Source organism: Ectobacillus sp. OTK, assembly GCF_059698935.1.
In genome coordinates this window covers 3,793,678-3,813,980 of record NZ_AP048547.1, presented here as the reverse complement: position 1 = coordinate 3,813,980, position 20,303 = coordinate 3,793,678, and the positions used below count along the sequence as shown (strand labels likewise).

Annotated in this window: 20 protein-coding genes; 16 read left to right on the top strand and 4 right to left on the bottom strand. The window is 45.0% G+C overall.

Annotated elements, in window-relative coordinates:
* Positions 1-29: 29 nt before the first annotated feature.
* Together AC6HZ4_RS18855 and AC6HZ4_RS18850 are read left to right on the top strand one after the other, a co-directional pair.
* The gene (locus AC6HZ4_RS18855; RefSeq protein WP_497491237.1) at positions 30-479 is read left to right on the top strand and encodes a YlbF/YmcA family competence regulator; all 450 of its coding nucleotides are present in this window, start codon (positions 30-32) and stop codon (positions 477-479) included.
* 297 nt (positions 480-776) lie between these two features.
* Complete coding sequence (locus AC6HZ4_RS18850; protein WP_497491236.1) at positions 777-1,046, top strand: YlbG family protein; 270 nt, start codon at positions 777-779, stop codon at positions 1,044-1,046.
* A 603-nt stretch (positions 1,047-1,649) separates the two neighbouring features.
* Here AC6HZ4_RS18850 and AC6HZ4_RS18845 read toward each other — a convergent pair.
* A complete protein-coding gene (locus tag AC6HZ4_RS18845; protein WP_497491235.1) occupies positions 1,650-2,039 on the bottom strand; it encodes a DUF7147 family protein in 390 nt (129 codons plus the stop codon).
* Positions 2,040-2,545: 506 nt separating this feature from the next.
* On the opposite strand from AC6HZ4_RS18845, the gene rsmD reads away from it, so the two are divergent.
* Both rsmD and coaD read left to right on the top strand, forming a co-directional pair.
* Positions 2,546-3,097: a 16S rRNA (guanine(966)-N(2))-methyltransferase RsmD gene (gene rsmD / locus AC6HZ4_RS18840; RefSeq protein WP_497491233.1), complete on the top strand. Its 552-nt coding sequence runs from the start codon at positions 2,546-2,548 to the stop codon at positions 3,095-3,097.
* Positions 3,098-3,114: 17 nt separating this feature from the next.
* Positions 3,115-3,600, top strand: a complete 486-nt coding sequence (gene coaD, locus AC6HZ4_RS18835) for a pantetheine-phosphate adenylyltransferase (protein ID WP_497491232.1) — start codon at positions 3,115-3,117, stop codon at positions 3,598-3,600.
* Positions 3,601-3,613: 13 nt separating this feature from the next.
* Here coaD and ylbJ read toward each other — a convergent pair whose 3' ends face one another.
* Positions 3,614-4,816, bottom strand: coding sequence for a sporulation integral membrane protein YlbJ (gene ylbJ / locus AC6HZ4_RS18830; RefSeq protein ID WP_497491231.1), 1,203 nt, complete (start codon positions 4,814-4,816; stop codon positions 3,614-3,616).
* Positions 4,817-4,920: 104 nt separating this feature from the next.
* On the opposite strand from ylbJ, the gene AC6HZ4_RS18825 reads away from it, so the two are divergent.
* Both AC6HZ4_RS18825 and AC6HZ4_RS18820 read left to right on the top strand, forming a co-directional pair.
* The gene (locus tag AC6HZ4_RS18825; protein WP_497491230.1) at positions 4,921-5,715 is read left to right on the top strand and encodes a patatin-like phospholipase family protein; all 795 of its coding nucleotides are present in this window, start codon (positions 4,921-4,923) and stop codon (positions 5,713-5,715) included.
* The gene (locus AC6HZ4_RS18820) at positions 5,708-6,733 is read left to right on the top strand and encodes a SepM family pheromone-processing serine protease (RefSeq protein ID WP_497495769.1); all 1,026 of its coding nucleotides are present in this window, start codon (positions 5,708-5,710) and stop codon (positions 6,731-6,733) included. The genes AC6HZ4_RS18825 and AC6HZ4_RS18820 overlap by 8 nt, the downstream gene beginning before the upstream one ends.
* A 267-nt stretch (positions 6,734-7,000) precedes the next feature.
* On the opposite strand, the gene AC6HZ4_RS18815 is transcribed toward AC6HZ4_RS18820, so the two are convergent.
* Positions 7,001-8,227 carry a nucleotidyltransferase gene (locus AC6HZ4_RS18815; RefSeq protein WP_497491229.1) on the bottom strand — a complete coding sequence of 409 codons (1,227 nt, stop codon included), beginning with the start codon at positions 8,225-8,227 and terminating at the stop codon, positions 7,001-7,003.
* A gap of 173 nt (positions 8,228-8,400) precedes the next feature.
* On the opposite strand from AC6HZ4_RS18815, the gene AC6HZ4_RS18810 reads away from it, so the two are divergent.
* From AC6HZ4_RS18810 to AC6HZ4_RS18795, 4 genes are all read left to right on the top strand, one after another.
* Positions 8,401-8,904 carry a YceD family protein gene (locus AC6HZ4_RS18810; protein ID WP_497491228.1) on the top strand — a complete coding sequence of 168 codons (504 nt, stop codon included), beginning with the start codon at positions 8,401-8,403 and terminating at the stop codon, positions 8,902-8,904.
* Between the two features lie 57 nt (positions 8,905-8,961).
* Positions 8,962-9,135, top strand: a complete 174-nt coding sequence (gene rpmF, locus AC6HZ4_RS18805; protein WP_497491227.1) for a 50S ribosomal protein L32 — start codon at positions 8,962-8,964, stop codon at positions 9,133-9,135.
* A gap of 424 nt (positions 9,136-9,559) precedes the next feature.
* Positions 9,560-10,333 carry an enoyl-CoA hydratase/isomerase family protein gene (locus tag AC6HZ4_RS18800; RefSeq protein ID WP_497491226.1) on the top strand — a complete coding sequence of 258 codons (774 nt, stop codon included), beginning with the start codon at positions 9,560-9,562 and terminating at the stop codon, positions 10,331-10,333.
* 134 nt (positions 10,334-10,467) lie between these two features.
* Positions 10,468-11,028: an RsfA family transcriptional regulator gene (locus AC6HZ4_RS18795; protein ID WP_497491225.1), complete on the top strand. Its 561-nt coding sequence runs from the start codon at positions 10,468-10,470 to the stop codon at positions 11,026-11,028.
* 31 nt (positions 11,029-11,059) lie between these two features.
* On the opposite strand, the gene AC6HZ4_RS18790 is transcribed toward AC6HZ4_RS18795, so the two are convergent.
* Entirely contained in the window at positions 11,060-11,530 is a 471-nt protein-coding gene (locus tag AC6HZ4_RS18790) for an N-acetyltransferase (RefSeq protein WP_497491223.1), read from the bottom strand.
* Between the two features lie 343 nt (positions 11,531-11,873).
* On the opposite strand from AC6HZ4_RS18790, the gene AC6HZ4_RS18785 reads away from it, so the two are divergent.
* The 6 genes from AC6HZ4_RS18785 (at position 11,874) to AC6HZ4_RS18760 (ending at position 20,285) form a co-directional block, all read left to right on the top strand.
* Complete coding sequence (locus tag AC6HZ4_RS18785; protein ID WP_497491222.1) at positions 11,874-12,746, top strand: 2-dehydropantoate 2-reductase; 873 nt, start codon at positions 11,874-11,876, stop codon at positions 12,744-12,746.
* Positions 12,747-12,827: 81 nt separating this feature from the next.
* The gene (bshC, locus tag AC6HZ4_RS18780; protein ID WP_497491221.1) at positions 12,828-14,441 is read left to right on the top strand and encodes a bacillithiol biosynthesis cysteine-adding enzyme BshC; all 1,614 of its coding nucleotides are present in this window, start codon (positions 12,828-12,830) and stop codon (positions 14,439-14,441) included.
* A gap of 338 nt (positions 14,442-14,779) precedes the next feature.
* Positions 14,780-15,712: a 16S rRNA (cytosine(1402)-N(4))-methyltransferase RsmH gene (rsmH, locus tag AC6HZ4_RS18775; RefSeq protein WP_497491219.1), complete on the top strand. Its 933-nt coding sequence runs from the start codon at positions 14,780-14,782 to the stop codon at positions 15,710-15,712.
* A 45-nt stretch (positions 15,713-15,757) separates the two neighbouring features.
* Positions 15,758-16,111, top strand: a complete 354-nt coding sequence (gene ftsL / locus AC6HZ4_RS18770; protein ID WP_497491218.1) for a cell division protein FtsL — start codon at positions 15,758-15,760, stop codon at positions 16,109-16,111.
* Between the two features lie 17 nt (positions 16,112-16,128).
* Positions 16,129-18,264 carry a penicillin-binding transpeptidase domain-containing protein gene (locus AC6HZ4_RS18765; protein ID WP_497491217.1) on the top strand — a complete coding sequence of 712 codons (2,136 nt, stop codon included), beginning with the start codon at positions 16,129-16,131 and terminating at the stop codon, positions 18,262-18,264.
* A 104-nt stretch (positions 18,265-18,368) separates the two neighbouring features.
* Positions 18,369-20,285 (top strand): stage V sporulation protein D, encoded by a 1,917-nt coding sequence (locus AC6HZ4_RS18760; RefSeq protein ID WP_497491215.1) that lies wholly within the window; start codon positions 18,369-18,371, stop codon positions 20,283-20,285.
* The last annotated feature ends 18 nt before the right edge of the window (positions 20,286-20,303 follow it).

Below are 20,303 nucleotides of genomic sequence, written 5' to 3'. Positions count from 1 at the left end.
ATGATAGGTAATCGGGAGGTGTCCTTTATATGATAATTGCAACGCTTGAGAGTGTAATGATTTTGGACGAGGCGGAGCAGCTTGCCCGCATGATCGTGCAATCAGAAACAGCCGAGCACTATCGACAATGCTACCATACATTAAAGCAAGACCATGTTGCACAGGAGCTCATTCGGCAGTTCACTGCCATCAAGGAGCGCTATGAGGAAGTGCAGAGGTTTGGGAAATACCATCCCGATTTTTCATCTGTTACAAAGCAAATGCGCGAGCTAAAGCGTCAAGTGGATTTACATGAAACAATCGCTTCCTTTAAGAAAGCGGAGAATGCTATGCAAAAATTGCTTGATGAAGTGAGCGTTTTAATAGGGCAGGAAGTTTCTCCGGCCATTAAAGTGCCAACGGGCAATCCATTTTTTGATGCCGGCGGCTGCGGCGGCGGCTGCGGTTCCGGAGGCAGCTGTGGTTGTAAAACGGGATGATTTCCCGTTTTTCTCTGGCCGGGCGAAAGCGGATACAGTGGAATAAGATGAGGAATCGGCTTATTCCTTGTTCTATTGTATTTCCCTATTTCCGGGCCTGGCTGTTTTTGCCTATATTACATGAAATGTAAGCATTGGAAATAAAACATATTATGGGTAGATTACTTGGATTCAAAATAGAGAAAAGCTGTAAAATCGACAATGGTGCTTCATAAGTCGGAAAAGTGAAAGGAAAGGAAAGGGGTGAGCTCTGCTCTAAATGCATACAACAGCTTATGTTTTTAGGAGCAGTTCAATATGTTTGGACAACGACAAGGAATCATTGTGTATTTGCATTCGCTCAAGCATGCAAAGCTTCTTCGTAAACACGGCAATATTCATTATATATCAAAGCGCTTCAAGTATGTTGTGCTGTATTGCGATATGGATCAAGCGGATGCGATGATGGAGAAATTGAATCATTTTCCGTTCGTCAAAGGAGTCGAGCCATCGTATCGTCCGTTTTTGAAAACGGAATTTGAATCCAAGCCAGATCGGGCAAAGGAGTACGACTATAAAATTGAGTAGAAAGCTCTCGATGCTGAGGGCTTTTTATTTTTGATCAGAAAGTATAAGCTTTTGGAGTTTTGCCTAGCTTCAGCACCCAGTTCCCCGCAGACAAATAACTCTCACCACGTAAAGGGAACAAGCGCCCTTAGTGGTGAGGAACATACGGAAATCTTCTGTGAATCCGCTTCGCTCTTTATGCGCGGGCTGTTTTTCAGCCGGAGCAAGACGGGCTGATTCCGCCTTGCTTAGCCATGTAAGAAATCATACATTTCCAACTGAGAAGCCCTTCAGCACAGTAGGAAATTTTAAGAGTAAAGTATTAGTACTACTATGCCTTTATCTCCGCCTAAAGACTCGCGAATCGGCAAGTTTTCTTCACACTTTAAGAAAGTATAAGTTTCCAGCTAGGAGCTAGTTCGACGTAGCAGGAAACTTTAGGAATAAAGTGTAAGTGCAACTACGCCTCTGTCTTTGCCTAACGGCGAGTTTTCTTTACACTTTAAGAAAGCGTAAGTTTCCAGCTAGGAGTTAGTTCGACGTAGCAGGAAACTTTAGGAATAAAGTGTAAGTGCAACTACGCCTCTGTCTTCGCCTAACGGCTTGCCAATCGGCGAGTTTTCTTTATTGCATAGGCGGGATAAAGCGGTTCATACGCAGTATGCCGATGAGATGACTATAGTATAGCTCTGTTTCGGGAAATGTCGTTGAGGGCTTTACTGTGAAGGCAACGACTTCCTTATCAAGCGAAGCAGCCGTTTCTTCAAACAGCTCATATCGTTTGCTTTTTTTGTCCTCTAAGAGGGGAATGCCCTCTCTGCATATATAAATTGGCTGAAATTTTCCTTCTGTTGTAGGATGCAGTACAACAGCAAGCGAGCAAACAGCCTTGTTATTTTTGATCGTGTGAAATGCAAGCATATGGGCGAGACGATGGCGGTTTGCTTTTGCAAGCTCCAGCAGCTCATACAAATCTGAATATCCTTCTCCCAGTTCAATAAAACGTTGAATCATATGTTCTCCTCCTTTTGTCCTTTCTGACTCAATGTCCAGCTCCCGCGGCTATGCCCCGTCTGCAGAATAACCTCCGGCACAAAAGGCAAAAGCGCCTTGTGTGCCGGAGAATATTCTTCCGAGGGAGCAGCATCAAGCCGCGTCCGCATTTCTTACTGTATCATTTGATAAAACCATTGAAAAGATGGAGAAAATAAAAAAACCCTGCATTTGCAGGGTCCTTCTTATACCGACATTACCGTCGGCAAGAAGGCAAAGGGAGAGGAGAAACCGGAGGAAGAACTTATGGGGAAACGTAAGTCTTCTCCGCGGTTGGCAACAACACCTGAAGTGATGTTGTTGTCTTTATTCTTGTCGTTTTTAGGGAAAGTTATACATAGGGAATGAAAAAATATAAAAATGAGTGCACGAGGCTTTCTAGGAAGAAACGTGCATGAATGGTTTTTCTTTCCGATGTTTTATGTTAGGATTATGAAGGATGAATGTAAGCAAAGGTAGGAATCAACATGAGAGTAGTTTCAGGAACATGCAAAGGACATCCGTTAAAGGCAGTGCCCGGTCAGACAACGCGCCCTACAACCGATAAGATAAAGGAAGCGATTTTTAATATGATCGGTCCGTATTTTGACGGGGGATTAGCGTTGGATTTGTTTGGCGGGAGCGGAGGCTTAGGAATAGAAGCGTTAAGCCGCGGAATGGAAAAGGCGATTTTTGTTGACCGTGACCCAAAAGCCGTTCAGGTTATTCGGCAAAATATAGAAAGCTGCCGATTGACAAGTCAAGCGGAGGTGTATCGTAATGACGCGGATCGCGCTTTGAAGGCTCTCATTAAGCGGGGGCTTGTGTTCGATCTTGTTTTGTTGGATCCGCCATATAAACAACAACAGCTTGTCGCCTTAATGAGCATTCTGGACCAGCACGAATTACTGGCGAAGAATGGAACGATTATGGCGGAGCATGCGGTGGATGTAGTTTTGCCGGAAACAGTAGGCCGTCTAGTGTGCAGAAAGCATGAAGAATACGGCATTACTGCTGTATCCATTTATGAATACGAATGAGGAGGCGGGGAGCAGGAATGGCAAGTATAGCAATTTGTCCGGGGAGTTTTGATCCGATTACGCTCGGACATTTGGATATCATTAAGCGAGGCGCAAATGTCTTTAATGAAGTGTATGTAGTAGTGATGAACAATTCTTCGAAGCAGCCGCTTTTTACTGTGGAGGAAAGAATTGAACTCATTAAAGAGGTAACAAAGGACATACCAAATGTAAAAGCAGACGTACATAGCGGCCTGCTTGTTGAGTACGCGCGCAAGAGGGATGCAAGCGCTATTTTGCGAGGATTACGCGCAGTATCGGATTTCGAGTATGAAATGCAAATTACCGCAATGAACCGAAAGCTTGAGGAAAACATTGAAACCTTCTTTATGATGACAAATAATCAGTACTCATTTCTGAGCTCGAGCATTGTAAAAGAAGTTGCCAGATACGGGGGAAATGTTGCAGACCTTGTTCCCCGCGCCGTAGAAAAAGCATTAAAGGAGAAATTTAAAACCCCGTAGATACGGGGTTTTCTCACTTTTGCGCCCGGCGCCGAAAGAGCAGAAATACATAAATATACAAGAAGGCAAGTGTAATGATGGGACCGTAGGCACTGATTGTGCCCCATCCTCCTGCTGCGTCAGTCTGTGGTCCTAACACAGGGATATCGTGCTCGTGAGGACGAAGGGAATGTACATTCTCGTACAATGGCTGCCAGAGAAAATACGTACAAATGGGTGCGACAATGCTTTGGATGATGCGGCCGATAAAATAGGGCCGAAAGCGAATATCAGTGTCGGCGATAATGCTGGCAACCTGCGCATGAATAGATAGCCCGCTAAAGGCTAAGATGAAGCTTGTGACCATGGCCTGCTGCAGCAGCGTTGTATGCTCTGTTTGACTTGTCATTTGACTGCCGAGCGTCATTTCAAAGAGGCCGGACAAAAGCGGCGTTGCAAAGGATCCTGGAAGTTGAACAATAGCTAGTACATAGTAGATAATCGAACTAACAGCATCTGTGAAGTGGATGACAGCGAGCATTTTGTTCATGACGGAGAATAAAATAATAAAACCGCCGACCATAAGCAGCGTTTGAATAGAGGAGACAATCGCGTCTCCAATGAGTTTTCCAATCGGACGTTTTTCTTCAAGTCTTTTTTCATGCAGCACTTCGAAGGCGTAATGAAGTGAGAATGTGCGATTTTGAGCCGGTGGAGCAGTCTCGCTTGCACCATAAAACCGCATGAACAATCCGACTGCGAAATTGCTTATGTAGTGAGAAGCCGCGAGAACCATGCCAAGATTTGGGTTTTGAAAAAAACCAACAGCTACAGCGCCGAAAATGAACAGCGGGTTGGAGGAGTTTGTGAAGGATACGAGACGCTCCGCTTCAATTCGGCTTAGCTGCTTTGCTTGACGTAAACGAGCGCTTAGTTTCGCGCCTGATGGGAATCCTGAAGCCATCCCCATTGCCCATACAAAGGCGCCAACGCCAGGCACGCGGAACAAAGGGCGCATAAGCGGCTCCAGCACCACACCGATAAAGTTTACAACCCCCAGCCCGATTAAAAGCTCTGATACAATGAAGAAAGGCAGAAGAGAAGGAAACACGACCTCCCACCACATATCAAGACCGCGAATGGAACCTTCCAGAGAGGCTTGCGGGTTTGCGATGAGAGAAGCTGTTAAAAAGGTGATGCTAATAGCTAGTAAAGCTGTTTTTAGTTTTGCTTGCATACACTCCCCCCTTTTGTCCAAGCGTTCAGTTCAGTATACGAGGATAGGGGGAGCATTTAGACCATAAGATGAAAAGAGAGAGAAATTTTCTAAAGGGTGAGGATATGAGTATACCAAAAATCGGTCTTGCCCTCGGTTCTGGGGGAGCGAAGGGTTTTGCACATGTTGGCGTGATTAAGGTATTGAAGGAAGCAGGCATTCCTATTGATATGATTGCCGGCAGCAGCATGGGGGCGCTCGTTGCTGTGTTTTATGCTGCTGGAAGCGATGTCGACCGGCTGTATCAAATCGCGAAGCTGTTTAAGCGTAAATATTATTTAGACTTTACTGTGCCGAAAATGGGATTCATTTCCGGAAAACGAGTAAAAGATATGATTAGAGTCCTTACATACAATAAAAAATTAGAAGAGCTGGATATTCCAACAGCTGTTGTGGCAACTGATATTCTAACAGGGGAAAAGGTTGTCATGACGGAAGGGCCGATTGCGGAAGCGGTAAGGGGGAGCATTTCAATTCCCGGTATTTTTGTGCCGGAAAAAATGGGGGACCGTCTTCTTGTTGATGGCGGCGTGATTGACCGTATCCCTGTATCTGTCGTGAAGAGCTTGGGAGCAGATCTTGTTATTGCGGTTGATGTGTCTCCTATTAAGGTGCAGGGGGATGTAACAACGATTTATGACGTGATTATGCAAAGCATCGAAATTATGCAGCATGAACTTGTTCACCACCGACAAACCGCATCAGATTTAATGATGCATCCTGCTGTGGAACGCTTTAGTTCCCGGACTTTTACGGACCTTGAGGAGATTATTGCTGTGGGAGAGGAGGAGGCCAGGAAGCATATCGATGCGATTCATGCATTGATCGAAAATTGGAAGGAGCAGAGAAATGATACTTAAGCGTTTACGGTACTTGTTCGTGTTTTTGCTGGCTGCTTTGTTTGCGGCTGGCATTACGTATGTGCCGCTGCCGTATTACATTACAAAACCGGGGCTGGCAGACGAACTTGACCAATATGTGAAGATTGAGAATGGCTATAAGGAAAAAGGGGATTTTATGCTCGTAACTGTCTCAATGTCACGAGCGAATGTCATTAGTTATCTTGTTGCGAAAATGAACAAATATCACGAAATTTTCAAAAAGCAGGAGATTATGCCAACTGGCCAAAGTGATGAGGATTATCAATTCCAGCAGCTTCATCTTATGCAGGAGTCGCAGGATGCTGCTATTTATAACGCATATAAGCGTGCTGGTAAGCAAGTTTCATACGAGAATACGGGTGTCATTGTAATTGCAGTTTCAGATAAGATGCCGGCTAAAAGGGAGCTGCAAGCAGGAGACCAATTGATTGCTGTGGACGATCAGTCACTGCAATCAGCGGAAGAGTTTATCGACTATATGAAAACAAAGAAACAGGGTGATACAGTAAAAATTCGGTATGTGCGAGAAAAGAAAGAGAAAACGGTTGTTCTGCCTTTGGAGCCGATACAAGGAGCAGGGGGACGCATCGGAATTGGCGTACAAATTGTAACAAATACAAAACTTAAAGTGGATCCAGAGGTGAAAATTGATTCGCACCGTATTGGCGGACCGTCAGCTGGCCTCATGTTTACGCTGGAGATTTACAACCAGCTTACAAAGAACGATATCACAAAGGGCTGGGAAATTGCAGGAACGGGCACAATGAATGCGAAGGGGCAGGTCGGGCCAATTGGAGGTATTTCACAAAAGATTATCGCTGCAAGCGATGCTGGTGCGGAAATTTTCTTCGCGCCAAATGAACAAGGTGCGGCGAACTCAAATTATAACGAGGCAGTCAAAACAGCAAAGGACATCGGCACGAAGATGAAGATTGTTCCAGTGGATACACTTGATGATGCGCTTGCATTTTTAGAAAAGCTAGAAGAAAAAAAGTAAGGAAAGCGGAGAATGGCTCGCTTTCCTTATTTTAGTAAAACAAGAAAGCATTCCCTTCTGGGGGATTGTCTAGCCTTAGCAGTCTGCATTCATCCCTGGAATAATCTTCCGCGCAAAAGGCGAAAAAGCTCCTCCAATGGTGAGGAGCACACGGAAAGATCCCATGAATAGGTTTCGCCCGAGCCGCGCGTTTTGTGCGCGGGTTGTTTGTCTGCCCTGGCTAAGCCGGGAGCTTGCGCTTTTCTGATTCGCACCATTCGGTTACAGCTATATTTGAAACCGTTTTGTATCTTCGTCATAGCGAATCGGATGCTGCGTATAGTCCTGCTTCAGCATCGCAGACTGCAGCGGCTCTGGCAGGACGGAATAATACACACTGCCTGCTCTTATATCAAGATCGAGAAGCGGCTGTGAAAATGATTTAAGATTAGAGACAAGGGGAAGTGCAGCATTTTTTTTATAGGCTGATAAGTAGCTTTGCCCCTTTTTTGACATACCAAGCAGCCGGATGTAGGCTGGCGTCTTTATGTTCATCTCTTCCTTTGTTGTATGCGTTAGCACATGAACGAGTAAGCGCTGCAGGCGTGTCCATGTGTAGCGCTTTGTTTTTAATGCTTCCATGAACGAGTCAAATGAAGCTGCTTCTTTTACGGAGGATAAGATACGATGCTCTAATCCCTCCTGCACCTCATATATACTGCCCAACTGTGCGGGAGACATCGTTAACAGCTTATATTTTAAAAATGGAAAGTATCGTTCCCAATTGTGAAACATGCCGTATATATCGTGGTAGTCCTGAAGCTCTAGCAGCGTAGAGGGAGGAATCACCCCTGAAGCGCTGTCTACGCTGTTCGATGTAAGATGCTTTCGTATGCTCGTTGCACTTGCGATGGAGGCAGATGCGAATGTTTCATCATGATACTGTGCGCTAAGGCGCGGAACTGTTTTTGGAACGATACTGCTGCCTTGTTCTGCAATCGCTTGTACATAATGAAATCCAAGAATGTTGTTAGGCTTTGACATGTCTAGTATCGTCTGTTCTCCTTGAATGGCGGCGAAAGCTTCCGATAACGCCTTTGGATAGCTAATTCCTTTCTGCATAAAGGAGCGAACCGCTGCATCAAATGCAGCCTGACGCGTTTGACGCAATTTCACAAGGGAGAGAAACTGCTGGATTTGTCCGCTTTCGCTGCCGAAGCAAAGCTCGTGAACACCGAGCGCCTGGAGAATCGATACAGCACCGCTTGCGAAGGTGGAAGCCTGTTGAACGGCGAACGCATACGGAAGCTCCACAACAAGATCCACGCCGCCTAAAAGGGCCATTTTTGTCCGGGTCCACTTTGAAACGAGCGCCGGCTCGCCGCGCTGCAAAAATGGACCGCTCATTACTGCAATGGTAACATCAGCGCCTGTTAAGTTTTTCGTTTCTTGCAAATGATAAGCATGTCCGTTATGAAACGGATTATATTCTACAATTACACCTGCGGCCTTCAAAGGTCCCGCCTCCTTTTTCAGAAGAAATGTCGCTTTCTTATGGAGTTATGTATAAGAACGTGATAATGTGTATATAGTGCATCATATTGACTTCATTATAGTGTAAAGAAAAAACATTGACAAATATAGAAACGCTCTATATAATTTTCTTTGTTGCCTTGAGGTGATTTTAAATGAAATGGTCAATCCATCAATTAAACAAATACCGAAGCAAAGGGTTAACGTTTGACGAAACAGTCGATGTGAGCGAATTGAAGGGAAATGCTGATATTCGAGACATTTCGCCCGTTCGCGTAGCGGGACGAGCGGATCTTGGTGCAAACAAGTTCACGTTTCATTTTCGCATTACTGGCACGATGGTGCTGCCTTGTTCGCGAACGTTAGCAGATGTAACATTTCCGTTTGATATTGAAACAACTGAGGTGTTCCTCACTTCAAAAGAAGAATATGAGGCCGATGCAGATGTTCATTATTTACAAGGAGAAGTACTTGACTTACTCCCTGTAATTAAGGAAAATATAATTCTGGAAATTCCGATACAGATTTTCAGTGATGAGGCTTCAAATGGGGCACCGATGAAGGGTCAGGACTGGCAGGTTATTACAGAGGCGGAGCAGACTGAGAAGGTTGATCCTCGTCTTGCGGGACTTGCGAAGTTTTTTGACAAACAACAATAGAAGACCGGCATTAGGACTTCATATGAAACAATGCACTCTTTTAAGGAGGTGGGAATAATGGCAGTACCTTTCAGAAGAACATCCAAAACTGCAAAAAGAAAACGCCGTACGCACTTCAAACTAGCAGTGCCTGGTATGACAGCATGCCCAAACTGTGGTGAAATGAAGCTTGCTCACCGCGTATGTAAACAATGCGGTACTTACAAAGGCAAGGAAGTTATCAGCCAGTAATGGCTGTCAGCGCAGAAGAATTTCTTCTGCGCTTGTTTTATTTTAGAGATCTTTAGCAGATGTTACAAAGACTCCATTTTAGGTTCGCGGTAAGCTGTGGATATCTCTAGTATGTGATGTCATTTGGAAATTTGCCTCACTTATTCTAACAAGCGATAGAAAACCTATGCATTTCTGTATCTGATGCATGAAATAAATTTATATTTTCTTTTATTAAAATTTTTAGTTTTAGGAATGAATCATGTCTCCTCTTTCGGAAGGAATTTGGCAGCTTCTCTCGAAACTTAGTACATATAAAAAGAAGCAACGGCAGATCTTTATTAAGCCTGGCTTGCGTGCAGCTGGAGCGCAATTGGCTATATGATGAACCGAGAGGAGGAGTGCAGGAGATATGCGGGCTGGCGCTGTTTACAGAAGGAGTTCGATGTCTCCTGTACGAAAGCTAATGAAGAAGGTAATAGTAGAGAGAAAGCAAGGTATTGTATGGGCGACGTTTAACAGACAGGAGCGCCGCAATGCGATTGATTTTGATGTGATGGCTGAGCTTGCAGCATTGCTGAAAGAGGTGCGGGAAAATAGGGAGGATAAAGCGCTTGTGCTAACGGGAGCAGGAAATGCGTTTTGTTCAGGCGGTGATTTACAGCTTTTTCATGGGCTTTATACGAAGGAAGAGGCGCATCCGATGCTAAAGAAAATGGGAGAAATTCTATATGAGCTAATGACCCTTCCTAAGCCGACGATTGCTTTATTGAATGGTACTGCAGTTGGCGGCGGGTGTGAAATTGCAGCTGCATGTGACTACCGCTTTGCACTTAGTACGGCAACGATTGGATTTGTGCAAGGCCGCCTTGCTATTACAACGGGCTGGGGCGGGGCAGCGATGCTGTTTGAAAAGCTTCGTCACGACCAGGCGATGACGCTTCTATGCTCTGCACAGCGTTTTAGTGCGGGAGATGCATTAAAACTCGGATTTATACATGAAATATTTGAAGGTGATGCAAAACTATCATGTCAGAAATGGATGGAAAGCATGCTTTCACCGCGCGTTGAGGTGCTGTCTGCTTATAAAACAGCAGCCATTCGCAGATGGGAGGAAACACGTTTGAAGGAACGTATGGAGCAGGAGATAGAGGAGTGCGCTGTCCTTTGGGAATCACCTGCGCATCATGAGGCTGTAGCCGCCTTTTTAAAAAGTTAACTGCTTGTAATGGCTTTTCCATACTAAAAACAGTGATATAATCAAGCAGAAATTACATATTTTTAGCAATTTGCCATTCTATCGTTTCTACCAACGGCATATGTTTAATAAAAAATGCTCAAGGAGGGCTTTAGATGGCAACAACACGCCAAGATGCTTGGACAGATGAAGAGGATTTGCTGCTGGCCGAAGTGGTGTTGCGTCATATTCGTGAAGGGGGAACGCAGTTATCCGCTTTCAAGGAGGTTGGCCGTCAGCTATCTCGAACGCCGGCTGCTTGTGGATTTCGGTGGAACTCCTGTGTAAGAAAGCTATATAAGGAGAAAATTGAAGAAGCAAAGCAAATTCGAAAAGCAGCACCTTCCTCAGCGGAGGTCGAGCAGAAAAGGGAACAGCAAGAAGGAGTTTCGTTTGCTACACTCGATGATGTAATCTTCTTTTTGCAGAATTATAAGAAGGCGAAGGGTGCTAGTGAAGCAATGAGCTGGCAGGAGAGGTTAGAACAGCTGCAGCAGGAGACTGAGCAGCTGCGTCAGGAAAACAAACGCTTACTGGGAAAACTCTCCCGCTATGAAGAAGAGTATCGTACGCTGTTTGATTATATTGACCGAAAGCGCAGTGTTGTAGAATCCGGGGAAGAACGGGAGATGCAGCTGCTGCGGGAGCGCAATGTATTAGAGCAAATTGAAAAGTAAAACAGCTGCCTTAAAAGGCAGCTGTTTTTTTCTATGCGGATTCGCTTTTTGTAATCGTATTCAAATTTTCGGAGGGATGCCAGATGTAAAAGCTATTTTCACCGACCGGTATTTTTTGAAATCCGACCCGCTCCCAGAACCCTTCCGAGTGTACGCGCGCTGTCGTTTTAATTGGCAGCTCTAAGCTTTTTGCATAGTCCACAAGCACTTTGCCGAAGCCTTGCCGCTGAAATGGCGGAAGCACTTCAAGCTTAAATAGTTCCACGAACGGTCCCTGCAAAATAGCATCCTCCGTCTGCTTGCTCATGTACAGACTCATTCTCGCAACAAGAGATTCTCCGTAACGAATACCATAAAAAGGAGATTCACTGTCATTTTCAATCATGTTTGCTTGCAGATCTTCGAGCATGGATAGCTCCTGTGCGCCGCAGCCTTTAAATTTCTTAAATTCTTCCAATGTTTTATAATTTACGAGCAATCGCTCAACCTTAGGAGAATACAAAGAACGTCACATCCTTTTCTATAGAGTAAAAAGTTTTTAAAACGGTTAGCATGCTAGCTGTTAAACTCTTCTATAACACAATGTTTGTTATCTATTGGAGCAATTTTTTATATTTAGGAAGACAAAAGAATTATGCACCCATTGATTGAAGCCGCATGGGGCTATAGCCTGCGGAAGACCAAGGAGACAGGATCCGCCTTTTCAAGATGATGAAAAATAAAAATATTCTCACTTCTATTATAACGCGGTTGGAGTGGTTTATGAAAGGAAGGAGGAATTTTCGGTATTTTTCTAAAAAATTTGTTACACTAACTGTAAGAATAACGAAGTAGGAGAGAGTGTTATGAAAATGGGAGTGATCGGTCCGGGCGCGATCGGCATGTTATTTTCCTTTTACTTACAAAAGGCCGGCGCCGCTGTCACAGTGTATACGCGAAACATGGAACAAGCAGAGCATATACGCCGCTTTGGAATTTCGTGTACGTTTGATGGGCAAGTAGAAACGCAGTTTCCCGCAGCAGTTCCCTTAGGCGCCGCAGCTATAGAGGATGATTATGTGTTTGTAGCTGTAAAGCAATACGATCTCGGCCTGATTTTGCCGCACTTGCAGCAAACGCAGGCACGGCTGGTTTTTTTACAAAATGGAATGGGGCATCTTTCCCTATTACAGAATATGCAAAATACATGCATTGCTGTGGGCATTGTGGAGCATGGTGCTAGAAAAGGGGATGCCCGGTCCTTTGTGCATACTGGCATCGGTGTAACGAAGCTGGGTATTCTAGCGGGAGAAGAGGGGTTTCAAGCATTGCTGCCGTTTTTTCAAGCTCCCCGTTTTTCAATTGTAGTCGAAGAGAACTGGGAAGAAGTTTTAAGAAGCAAGCTGATTGTAAACGCATGCATTAATCCGCTTACCGCATTATATCGGGTTCGAAATGGCATTTTATTGGATAACCCGGCTTTTCGCAAGGCCATGAAGCAAGTGTTTGCAGAGGTTATCTTTATTCTTGATGAAAAGGAAGAGCGTTGGGAGCATGTCTGTGACGTATGCCGGAAAACAGCTGAGAACCAATCTTCTATGCTGACGGATGTAAAGCTTGGAAGACAAACAGAGGTTGATGCAATTATTGGATACTTGCTTGTGCAAGCAGAGAAACAAAACAAACAGGCACCGCTCTTATCATTTTTGCACCAATCAATAAAAGGAATAGCTCCTTGAGTAAAATTCTTTGCTTTTGCATACAACATTGACTACAATTTTGTCATACACAACGTCTGGATATGAAAGGAAGAACTTTTTATGGAGTTGAAGGAAATCTCGGTTTCGCTGCCAAGCGGAGTTGCAGGAGATTACATACAGCAAAAGCAACAGATTTCAGCCTGTTTTGATTATTCGCTAGAAGAAGAGGCTTTTCAAAAGCGGGTCAAAGATTTACAAAAGCGATCGTACCCGCGCCGAGAGCTTTCTGCTCATTTATTTGCTTATAACGAGCGGCTCGGAGCAGGGGCGAAAACGCTCCAAAACATTCAGGCGCTATCAGAACCGGGTACATATGTTGTGATTGGGGGACAGCAGGCAGGACTTTTGACAGGACCGCTATATACCATTCATAAAATCGTTTCGATTTTGCAAATGGCAAAGGAGCAGGAGAAAAAGCTCGGTACACCTGTCGTACCAGTGTTTTGGATTGCTGGAGAGGATCATGATATAGAGGAAATTAATCATCTATTCGTGGCGAAAAACGGAAGCTTAAAAAAATCGGTTCTCTATCAGGCCGGTACAGGGAAAACGAGTGCATCCTCCCTTCCGCTTGAAATTGAAGCATGCTGGTCATGGGTGCAGGAGATATTTCAGACGTATCGGGAAACGGAGCATACGAATGATTTGCTAAACGTTATTAAGGATTGCTTACAAAAATCAAGCACATACGTAGACTTTTTCGGCCGGCTGATTATGGAGCTGTTTAAGGAAGAGGGCCTTATACTTGTTGATTCCGGAGATAGCGAGCTGCGCCGTTTGGAAGCAACGTTTTTTCAAACGATCCTTCATCATCACGAAGATATTCAGTCTGGTTTGCATCAGCAGCAGGAAATGCTGCGCGAGCGTGGGTATACACCTCTGATTGCTGCGAAGGAAAATAGTTTACATTTGTTTATTCACGAAGAAGGAGAGCGGTGGCTGCTAGAAAAGGATGGGGACCGTTTTGTGTATAAAAACGGCAGTTATTCCTTTGCAGAGCTGGAGCGCCTTATGATAGAGAAGCCTGAGTCATTTAGCAATAACGTAGTCACGCGTCCGCTTATGCAGGAGTATTTATTTCCGACGCTTGCGTTTATTGGCGGTCCGGGAGAGGTTGCCTATTGGGCGGAGCTGCAGCAGGTCTTTCATCATATTGGCTTTTTGATGCCGCCTGTTGTGCCTCGTCTTATGATGAGCTATCTCGAGCGAGGTATTGAGACAGATTTGCAGGAATTGCACATAAGCGTGGAGGATGTATTCCGTAAACCAGTCGAACAGATGAAGGAGGAATGGCTGGCGCAGCAAGTATCTGAGCCGGTTGAAGAAACTTTTGCCCAGGCGCGTCAGCGATTCGAGGAGACGCATAGAACACTGCGCGAGCTTGTTCGAAATATACAGCCGGGACTAAACAGCTTTGCTGAGAAAAATAAACAGAAAATCGAGGAGCAAATCAATATGCTAGAGCGTGCCCTGGGGCGGGAAATCGAGCTCGTGCATAATGTGCAGCTGAATAAATTCCGCCGCATTCAAATGTCTTTGCAGCCGTTAGGGCATTTGCAGGAGCGCACGTGGAGTGTATGGTATTATTTGAATGAATACGGCTTTGACTTTATTCCGGATTTGCTGAAGCTGCCATTTTCTTGGAACGGCTCCCATTTGTGTATTCGTCTGTGAATGACAGTTTGCCTCCTATATGGTTCGAGCTGCGAGTAAAGGATATGCTGCGCGGTCGAAATGGAAGATGCTTATTAGACCTTTTACGTTAAAATCCTGCACATGCTTGCAGGATTTTTTTTTTGAGTTGTGGAATTAATTGTAAAATGGCAGTCTGTCCGCTGGATTAGATATAGAAGGAACTGTGTTTTTTGCTATTTTACAAAAGAATGCGCAATATAATAGCGTTTGCTAAAATTCAGCAGGATTTTAGCAAACATTTTGGTAAAGATGATAAAATCTAGTATATAATAAAACAATAGTAAAAAAGCTATGATTTCACAAAAGTAGGTGCAACAATGTTTAAACATATTACAGTGCTTTTAAAAGAAACAGTGGACGGGCTGCATATACAGCCGGATGGTACGTATGTGGATTGTACATTAGGAGGAGGCGGACATAGCTCATATTTGCTGTCGCAGCTTTCTGAAAACGGCAAACTGATTGCTTTTGACCAGGATGAAACGGCAATTCGAAATGCGCAGGAAAAGTTCGCTTCCTATGGAGACCGCTTTATCGCAGTGAGAAGCAATTTTCGCTATTTAAAAGAAGTATTGGCTGACCTTGGGATAGAAAAGGTGGACGGCGTGCTCTTTGACCTTGGAGTATCTTCTCCGCAGCTTGATACACCGGAGCGCGGCTTCAGCTACCATCATGATGCGCCTCTTGATATGCGAATGGATCAGGATGCGCCGTTAACAGCGTATGAGGTCGTCAACGAATGGCCGTACGAAAAGTTAGTGAAAATTTTCTTTCAATATGGGGAAGAAAAATTTTCCAAGCAAATTGCGCGCAAAATTGAAGCGGCGAGAGCAGTAAAACCAATTGAAACGACAGGAGAGCTTGTAGAGCTCATTAAAGAAGGCATTCCGGCTCCTGCAAGAAGAACGGGCGGTCATCCTGCTAAACGTGTCTTTCAAGCTATTCGAATTGCTGTGAATGATGAGCTGCAGGCATTTGAAGAAGCGCTGGAGGCGGCAATTGAGGTAACGAAGCCGGGCGGACGTGTGAGTGTTATTACCTTCCACTCTTTAGAGGATCGGATTTGCAAAACAGTATTCAAGGCGCACAGCACAATGCCGCAGCTGCCGCCGGGTCTTCCAATCATCCCGGATGAGTATAAGCCGAAGCTAAAGCTGATTACAAGAAAGCCGTTGCTGCCGACAGAAGAAGAATTAGAGGAAAATAACAGAGCTCGTTCTGCTAAACTGCGGATTGCAGAAAAGTTATAAGAGTAAACGGGTTTGGTACCATGAAGGTAAGGGGGAAGGTAAAGCATGAGTAACCTCGCTGTGGAGCGTAAAAAGCAGACAGAACAAACCTCGTCTGTACCAAAGCAAGCCCCAAAAGCACGAACGGCAAAGGTGACGAGATTTGAAAAGCTGTTGTATGGTATGTTTCTTGCTTTTTTAGTGTACGCGTGCATCGCTCTAATTAGTAACAAAGCGGACATGTATAAGGTGAATGCCGAATCCTCGAAGCTGCAGCAAAGCATTGAACAGCAAAAGAAAAAAAATGCTGACCTAAAAGCAGAGGTAGAGCAGCTGAGCCGCTATGACCGCATCTCCAAGAAGGCGAAGGAAATGGGTCTTGAGGTTAATGAAAACAATGTAAAAGGGTTAAATCAATAAGCGGGTGTGAGAAACGGATGGATGCGAAAAAATTCCATATGAATAGAGGAGCAGGATTATTAATGCTTATATTTCTCCTGCTCTTTTTCCTGTTATTGTCACGCTTTTTTTATATTCAGTGGACGGGAACGGTACATGGACAGTCATTGACGGAACTGGCGAAGGCGAAGCATAATAAAAAGGGTGTACTTGAAGGAAAACGCGGCACGATCTATGATCAAAATGGTTTTGTGCTCGCTCAGGACATTACGGCGTATAAGCTTGTTGCTATGCTCAAAGGCGACAACCGTGTAGAGGATAAAGAACAAACGGCGCAGCAGCTTGCATCAGTTTTAGATATGGAGGCCGAGGAGATTTTAGAGAAGCTCAATAACAAAAAGGCGTATCAAGTTGAATTTGGTCCCGCTGGAAAAAGCTTGACGAAGAAACAGAAGAAGCAAATTGCTGCTATGAAGCTAAAGGGAATTACCTTTATTGACGGGAGAGCGCGCAGCTATCCAAACGGTGATTTTGCTTCGTATGTTATCGGCTATGCAAAGACGAATGACGAAGGTGTACTAGAAGGGAAGTTTGGTCTTGAACAAACACTAGATTCATATTTGCATGACGAGAACGGTTTTATCTCCTATGAAGGGGACTCACGCGGTCTGCTGCTCGCAAACAGTGAAGAAAAGGTGAAGCCCGCGAAGAATGGGGATGATGTTTATCTCACGATTGATCAGCGTGTGCAGAGCTTTCTTGAGGACGCCATGACGAAGGCAGCAGAGCATTATGACCCATCGATGCTGCTCGGTATTGTCGCTGATCCGAAAACAGGGAAAATTCTAGCGATGTCGAGCCGCCCGAGCTATGACCCGAATATGCGTAACATTACATATTATTTAAACAATCCGATTGCATACGCGTATGAGCCGGGATCAACGATGAAGGTGTTTACGCTTGCGGCGGCTATGAATGAGGGCGTATATCAAGGTTCGGCGTATTATCAGTCCGGCACATATGCAGTAGGCGGAACACAGATCAGAGATCATAACGGCGGAGCAGGCTGGGGCTCTATTACCTTCGATGAAGGGGTACAGCGCTCTTCCAACGTAGCATTTGCAATTCTAGCAGAGAAGCAGCTTGGTTTTGACCGGCTTCGTCAGTATATTCACAGATTTGGTCTTGATCAAAAAACAGGCATTGATTTGCCCGGAGAAAGCGGGAATACAATTTTATTTGATAAGCAGATCCAGCAAGTTACAACGGCATTTGGGCAAGGTTCTACTGTCACGCCGATTCAACAAATTCAAGCGGCAACAGCAATTGCTAATGATGGAAAAATGATGAAGCCGTATGTGATAGACCGTGTTGTCGATAGCGATACCGGCAAAGTTACGGAGCAGCATAAGCCCCAGGAGATTGGAGAACCGATTACGGAGGATACAGCGAAACGGGTGCGGCAGCTGCTAGAAACGGTCATTACGTCCCCGAAAGGAACGGGCACTGCCTATAAAATTGATGGGTATTCCGTTGCCGGTAAAACGGGAACGGCACAAATTCCAGGTCCTGACGGCAAATATATGATGGGGCGAGAGAACTATATTTTCTCCTTTCTCGGCATGGCGCCGGCAGACGATCCCCAGCTGCTTGTCTATGTTGCTATAAAGCAGCCGCATCTTAAGGACAGTGAATATGGAGCAACACCGCTTGCCGATATTTTTAAGTCGGTAACGAAAAATAGTCTGCAATATTTAAAGGTGAAGCCTTCGATTGTAAAAGATACAGGCAAGCTAGCTGAACAGGAAAGCATCGCTGTTCCGAGTCTAGTAGGAGAAACGGTTTCGGCTGCAAAAGAAAAGCTTGAGAGCAAAGGGCTGCGCCCGACTGTGTTAGGAGAAGGTACTGTCGTGAAGCAAACGCCGCTTGCTGAAGATAAGGTGTTAAAAGGCGAGCGCGTACTGCTTGCAGGCACGAATAATAAAATGCCAAACATAAGCGGCTGGTCGCTCCGGGATGTGATGAATCTTGCGAACGTGCTAGGCCTTGAACTGAAAACTTCTGGAAAAGGATATATAACCGAACAAAGCATCCAGGAGGGAACCGGACTAAAAAAAGGTGATCTGCTTGAGGTAAAGCTGTCGCCCCCAGTTGAGCAGCAGCCAGAAGAATAGCAGAAGAAAATCTATGGGCTTGACGCCTGTAGGGTGCTGTGTTCTAATCAAAAAGGTACAAGCATATATTGAAACGAGCCAAAGTGCAGGGAGGTTCTTTCGATATGCGCGTATCAAACGTAACGGTACGGAAACGACTTATATTTGTATTAGTGTGCGGTTTGCTTATTTTTACAGTGATTGATGTACGTCTTGGCTATGTGCAGTTTGCCCTTGGAAATATGCTGACGGAACGGGCAAAGGATTCTTGGAGCCGGAATATTAAATTTGAACCGCAGCGCGGCCGGATCTTGGACAAAAATGGTGTGGAGCTCGCAACGAATAAAAGTGCTCCTTCCATTTTTGTTGTGCCAAGGCAGATCGAAAATCCGGCGGCAACGGCTGAAAAGCTCGCTGCTGTATTGGACGCATCAAGGGAAGATATTTATAAGCACTTGACGAAAAGGGCAAGCATTGAACAGCTTAGGCCAGAAGGACAAAAGATTTCCCATGAGAAGGCAAAAGAAGTGCGCGCTCTTGGTTTAAAAGGGGTGTATATTGCCGAGGATTCCATCCGGTATTACCCGTTTGGCAGCTATTTATCGCATGTTCTTGGATTTGCCGGCATTGACAATCAAGGTTTAATGGGCTTAGAGCTTTCGTATGACGAGGAATTAAGCGGTGAGAAAGGGTATGTCCGTTTTTTTGCGGATGCAAAGGGCCGAAAGCTTGAAAATATCGGGGATGATTATAAACAGCCAGAGAGCGGACTAGACTTAAAGCTTACCATCGATACTCGCGTTCAAACGATTGTGGAGCGTGAACTGGACATTGCGCAAGCTACATATAGCGCAGATGGTATTGTTGCAATTGCGATGAATCCGAAGAATGGAGAAATTTTGGCGATGTCAAGCCGTCCAAACTTTGATCCGTCCAATTACAAAAACGTCGCGCAAGAGGTATACAATCGAAATTTACCGGTTTGGAGTACGTACGAGCCCGGTTCAACCTTTAAAATTATTACACTTGCTGCAGCTTTAAACGAAAATCTAGTTGATTTAGACAAGGACCGCTTCTTTGATGACGGAGCAGCTGAGGTTGACGGAGCGAATCTTCGCTGCTGGAGACGCGGAGGTCACGGTGATCAAACGTTCCTTGAGGTTGTCCAAAATTCATGCAACCCGGGATTTGTCGAGCTTGGGGAACGGCTCGGCAAGGAGAAGCTATTTCAATATATCTATGATTTTGGTTTTGGACAAAAAACAGGTATTGATTTGCAGGGAGAAGGAAAAGGGATTCTCTTTAACCCTGCGAAAATCGGTCCTGTTGAACAAGCAACAACAGCGTTTGGGCAAGGGGTTTCTGTAACGCCGATTCAACAGGTGGCGGCTGTTGCTGCGGCTGTAAATGGCGGTACATTATACCAACCGTACATTGCCAAGGAATTTATTGATCCAGAAACCGGTCAGATTGTGAGTCGGAAAACGCCAGTTGCCAAGAGACAGGTTATTTCGAAAGAAACCTCGGCTGAGGTGCGCCGCGCGCTCGAAAATGTAGTCGCAAAGGGCTCTGGTAAAGGAGCGTACGTTGAGGGCTATCGCGTTGGCGGTAAAACAGGAACAGCGCAAAAGGTCAAAGATGGACGTTATATGGAAAATAACTATATTGTTTCCTTCATCGGCTTTGCGCCTGCCGATGACCCGCAGGTTGTCATTTATGTGGCTGTCGATAATCCAAAAGGAACAGTGCAATTTGGCGGCGTTGTTGCGGCGCCGATTGTTGGAAACATGATGCGTGACATATTGCCGGCCATAGGTGTACAGCCGCGTGGAGGCGGAATTGATAAAGAGCTTACATGGCTCGATACGCCTTCTATTGAAGTGCCGAATTTAATTGGCATGACGAAAAAAGACTTGCAAACACAGCAGCTTGATCTTCAAATTGAAGTTCAAGGTGAAGGGGAAAAGGTAGTTGAGCAGCAGCCGCGTGCTGGTGTGAAGGTAAAGGAAGGAACGAAGATACGCCTGTATTTAGGAAGCTAATTTACGTATGAGTGCGTT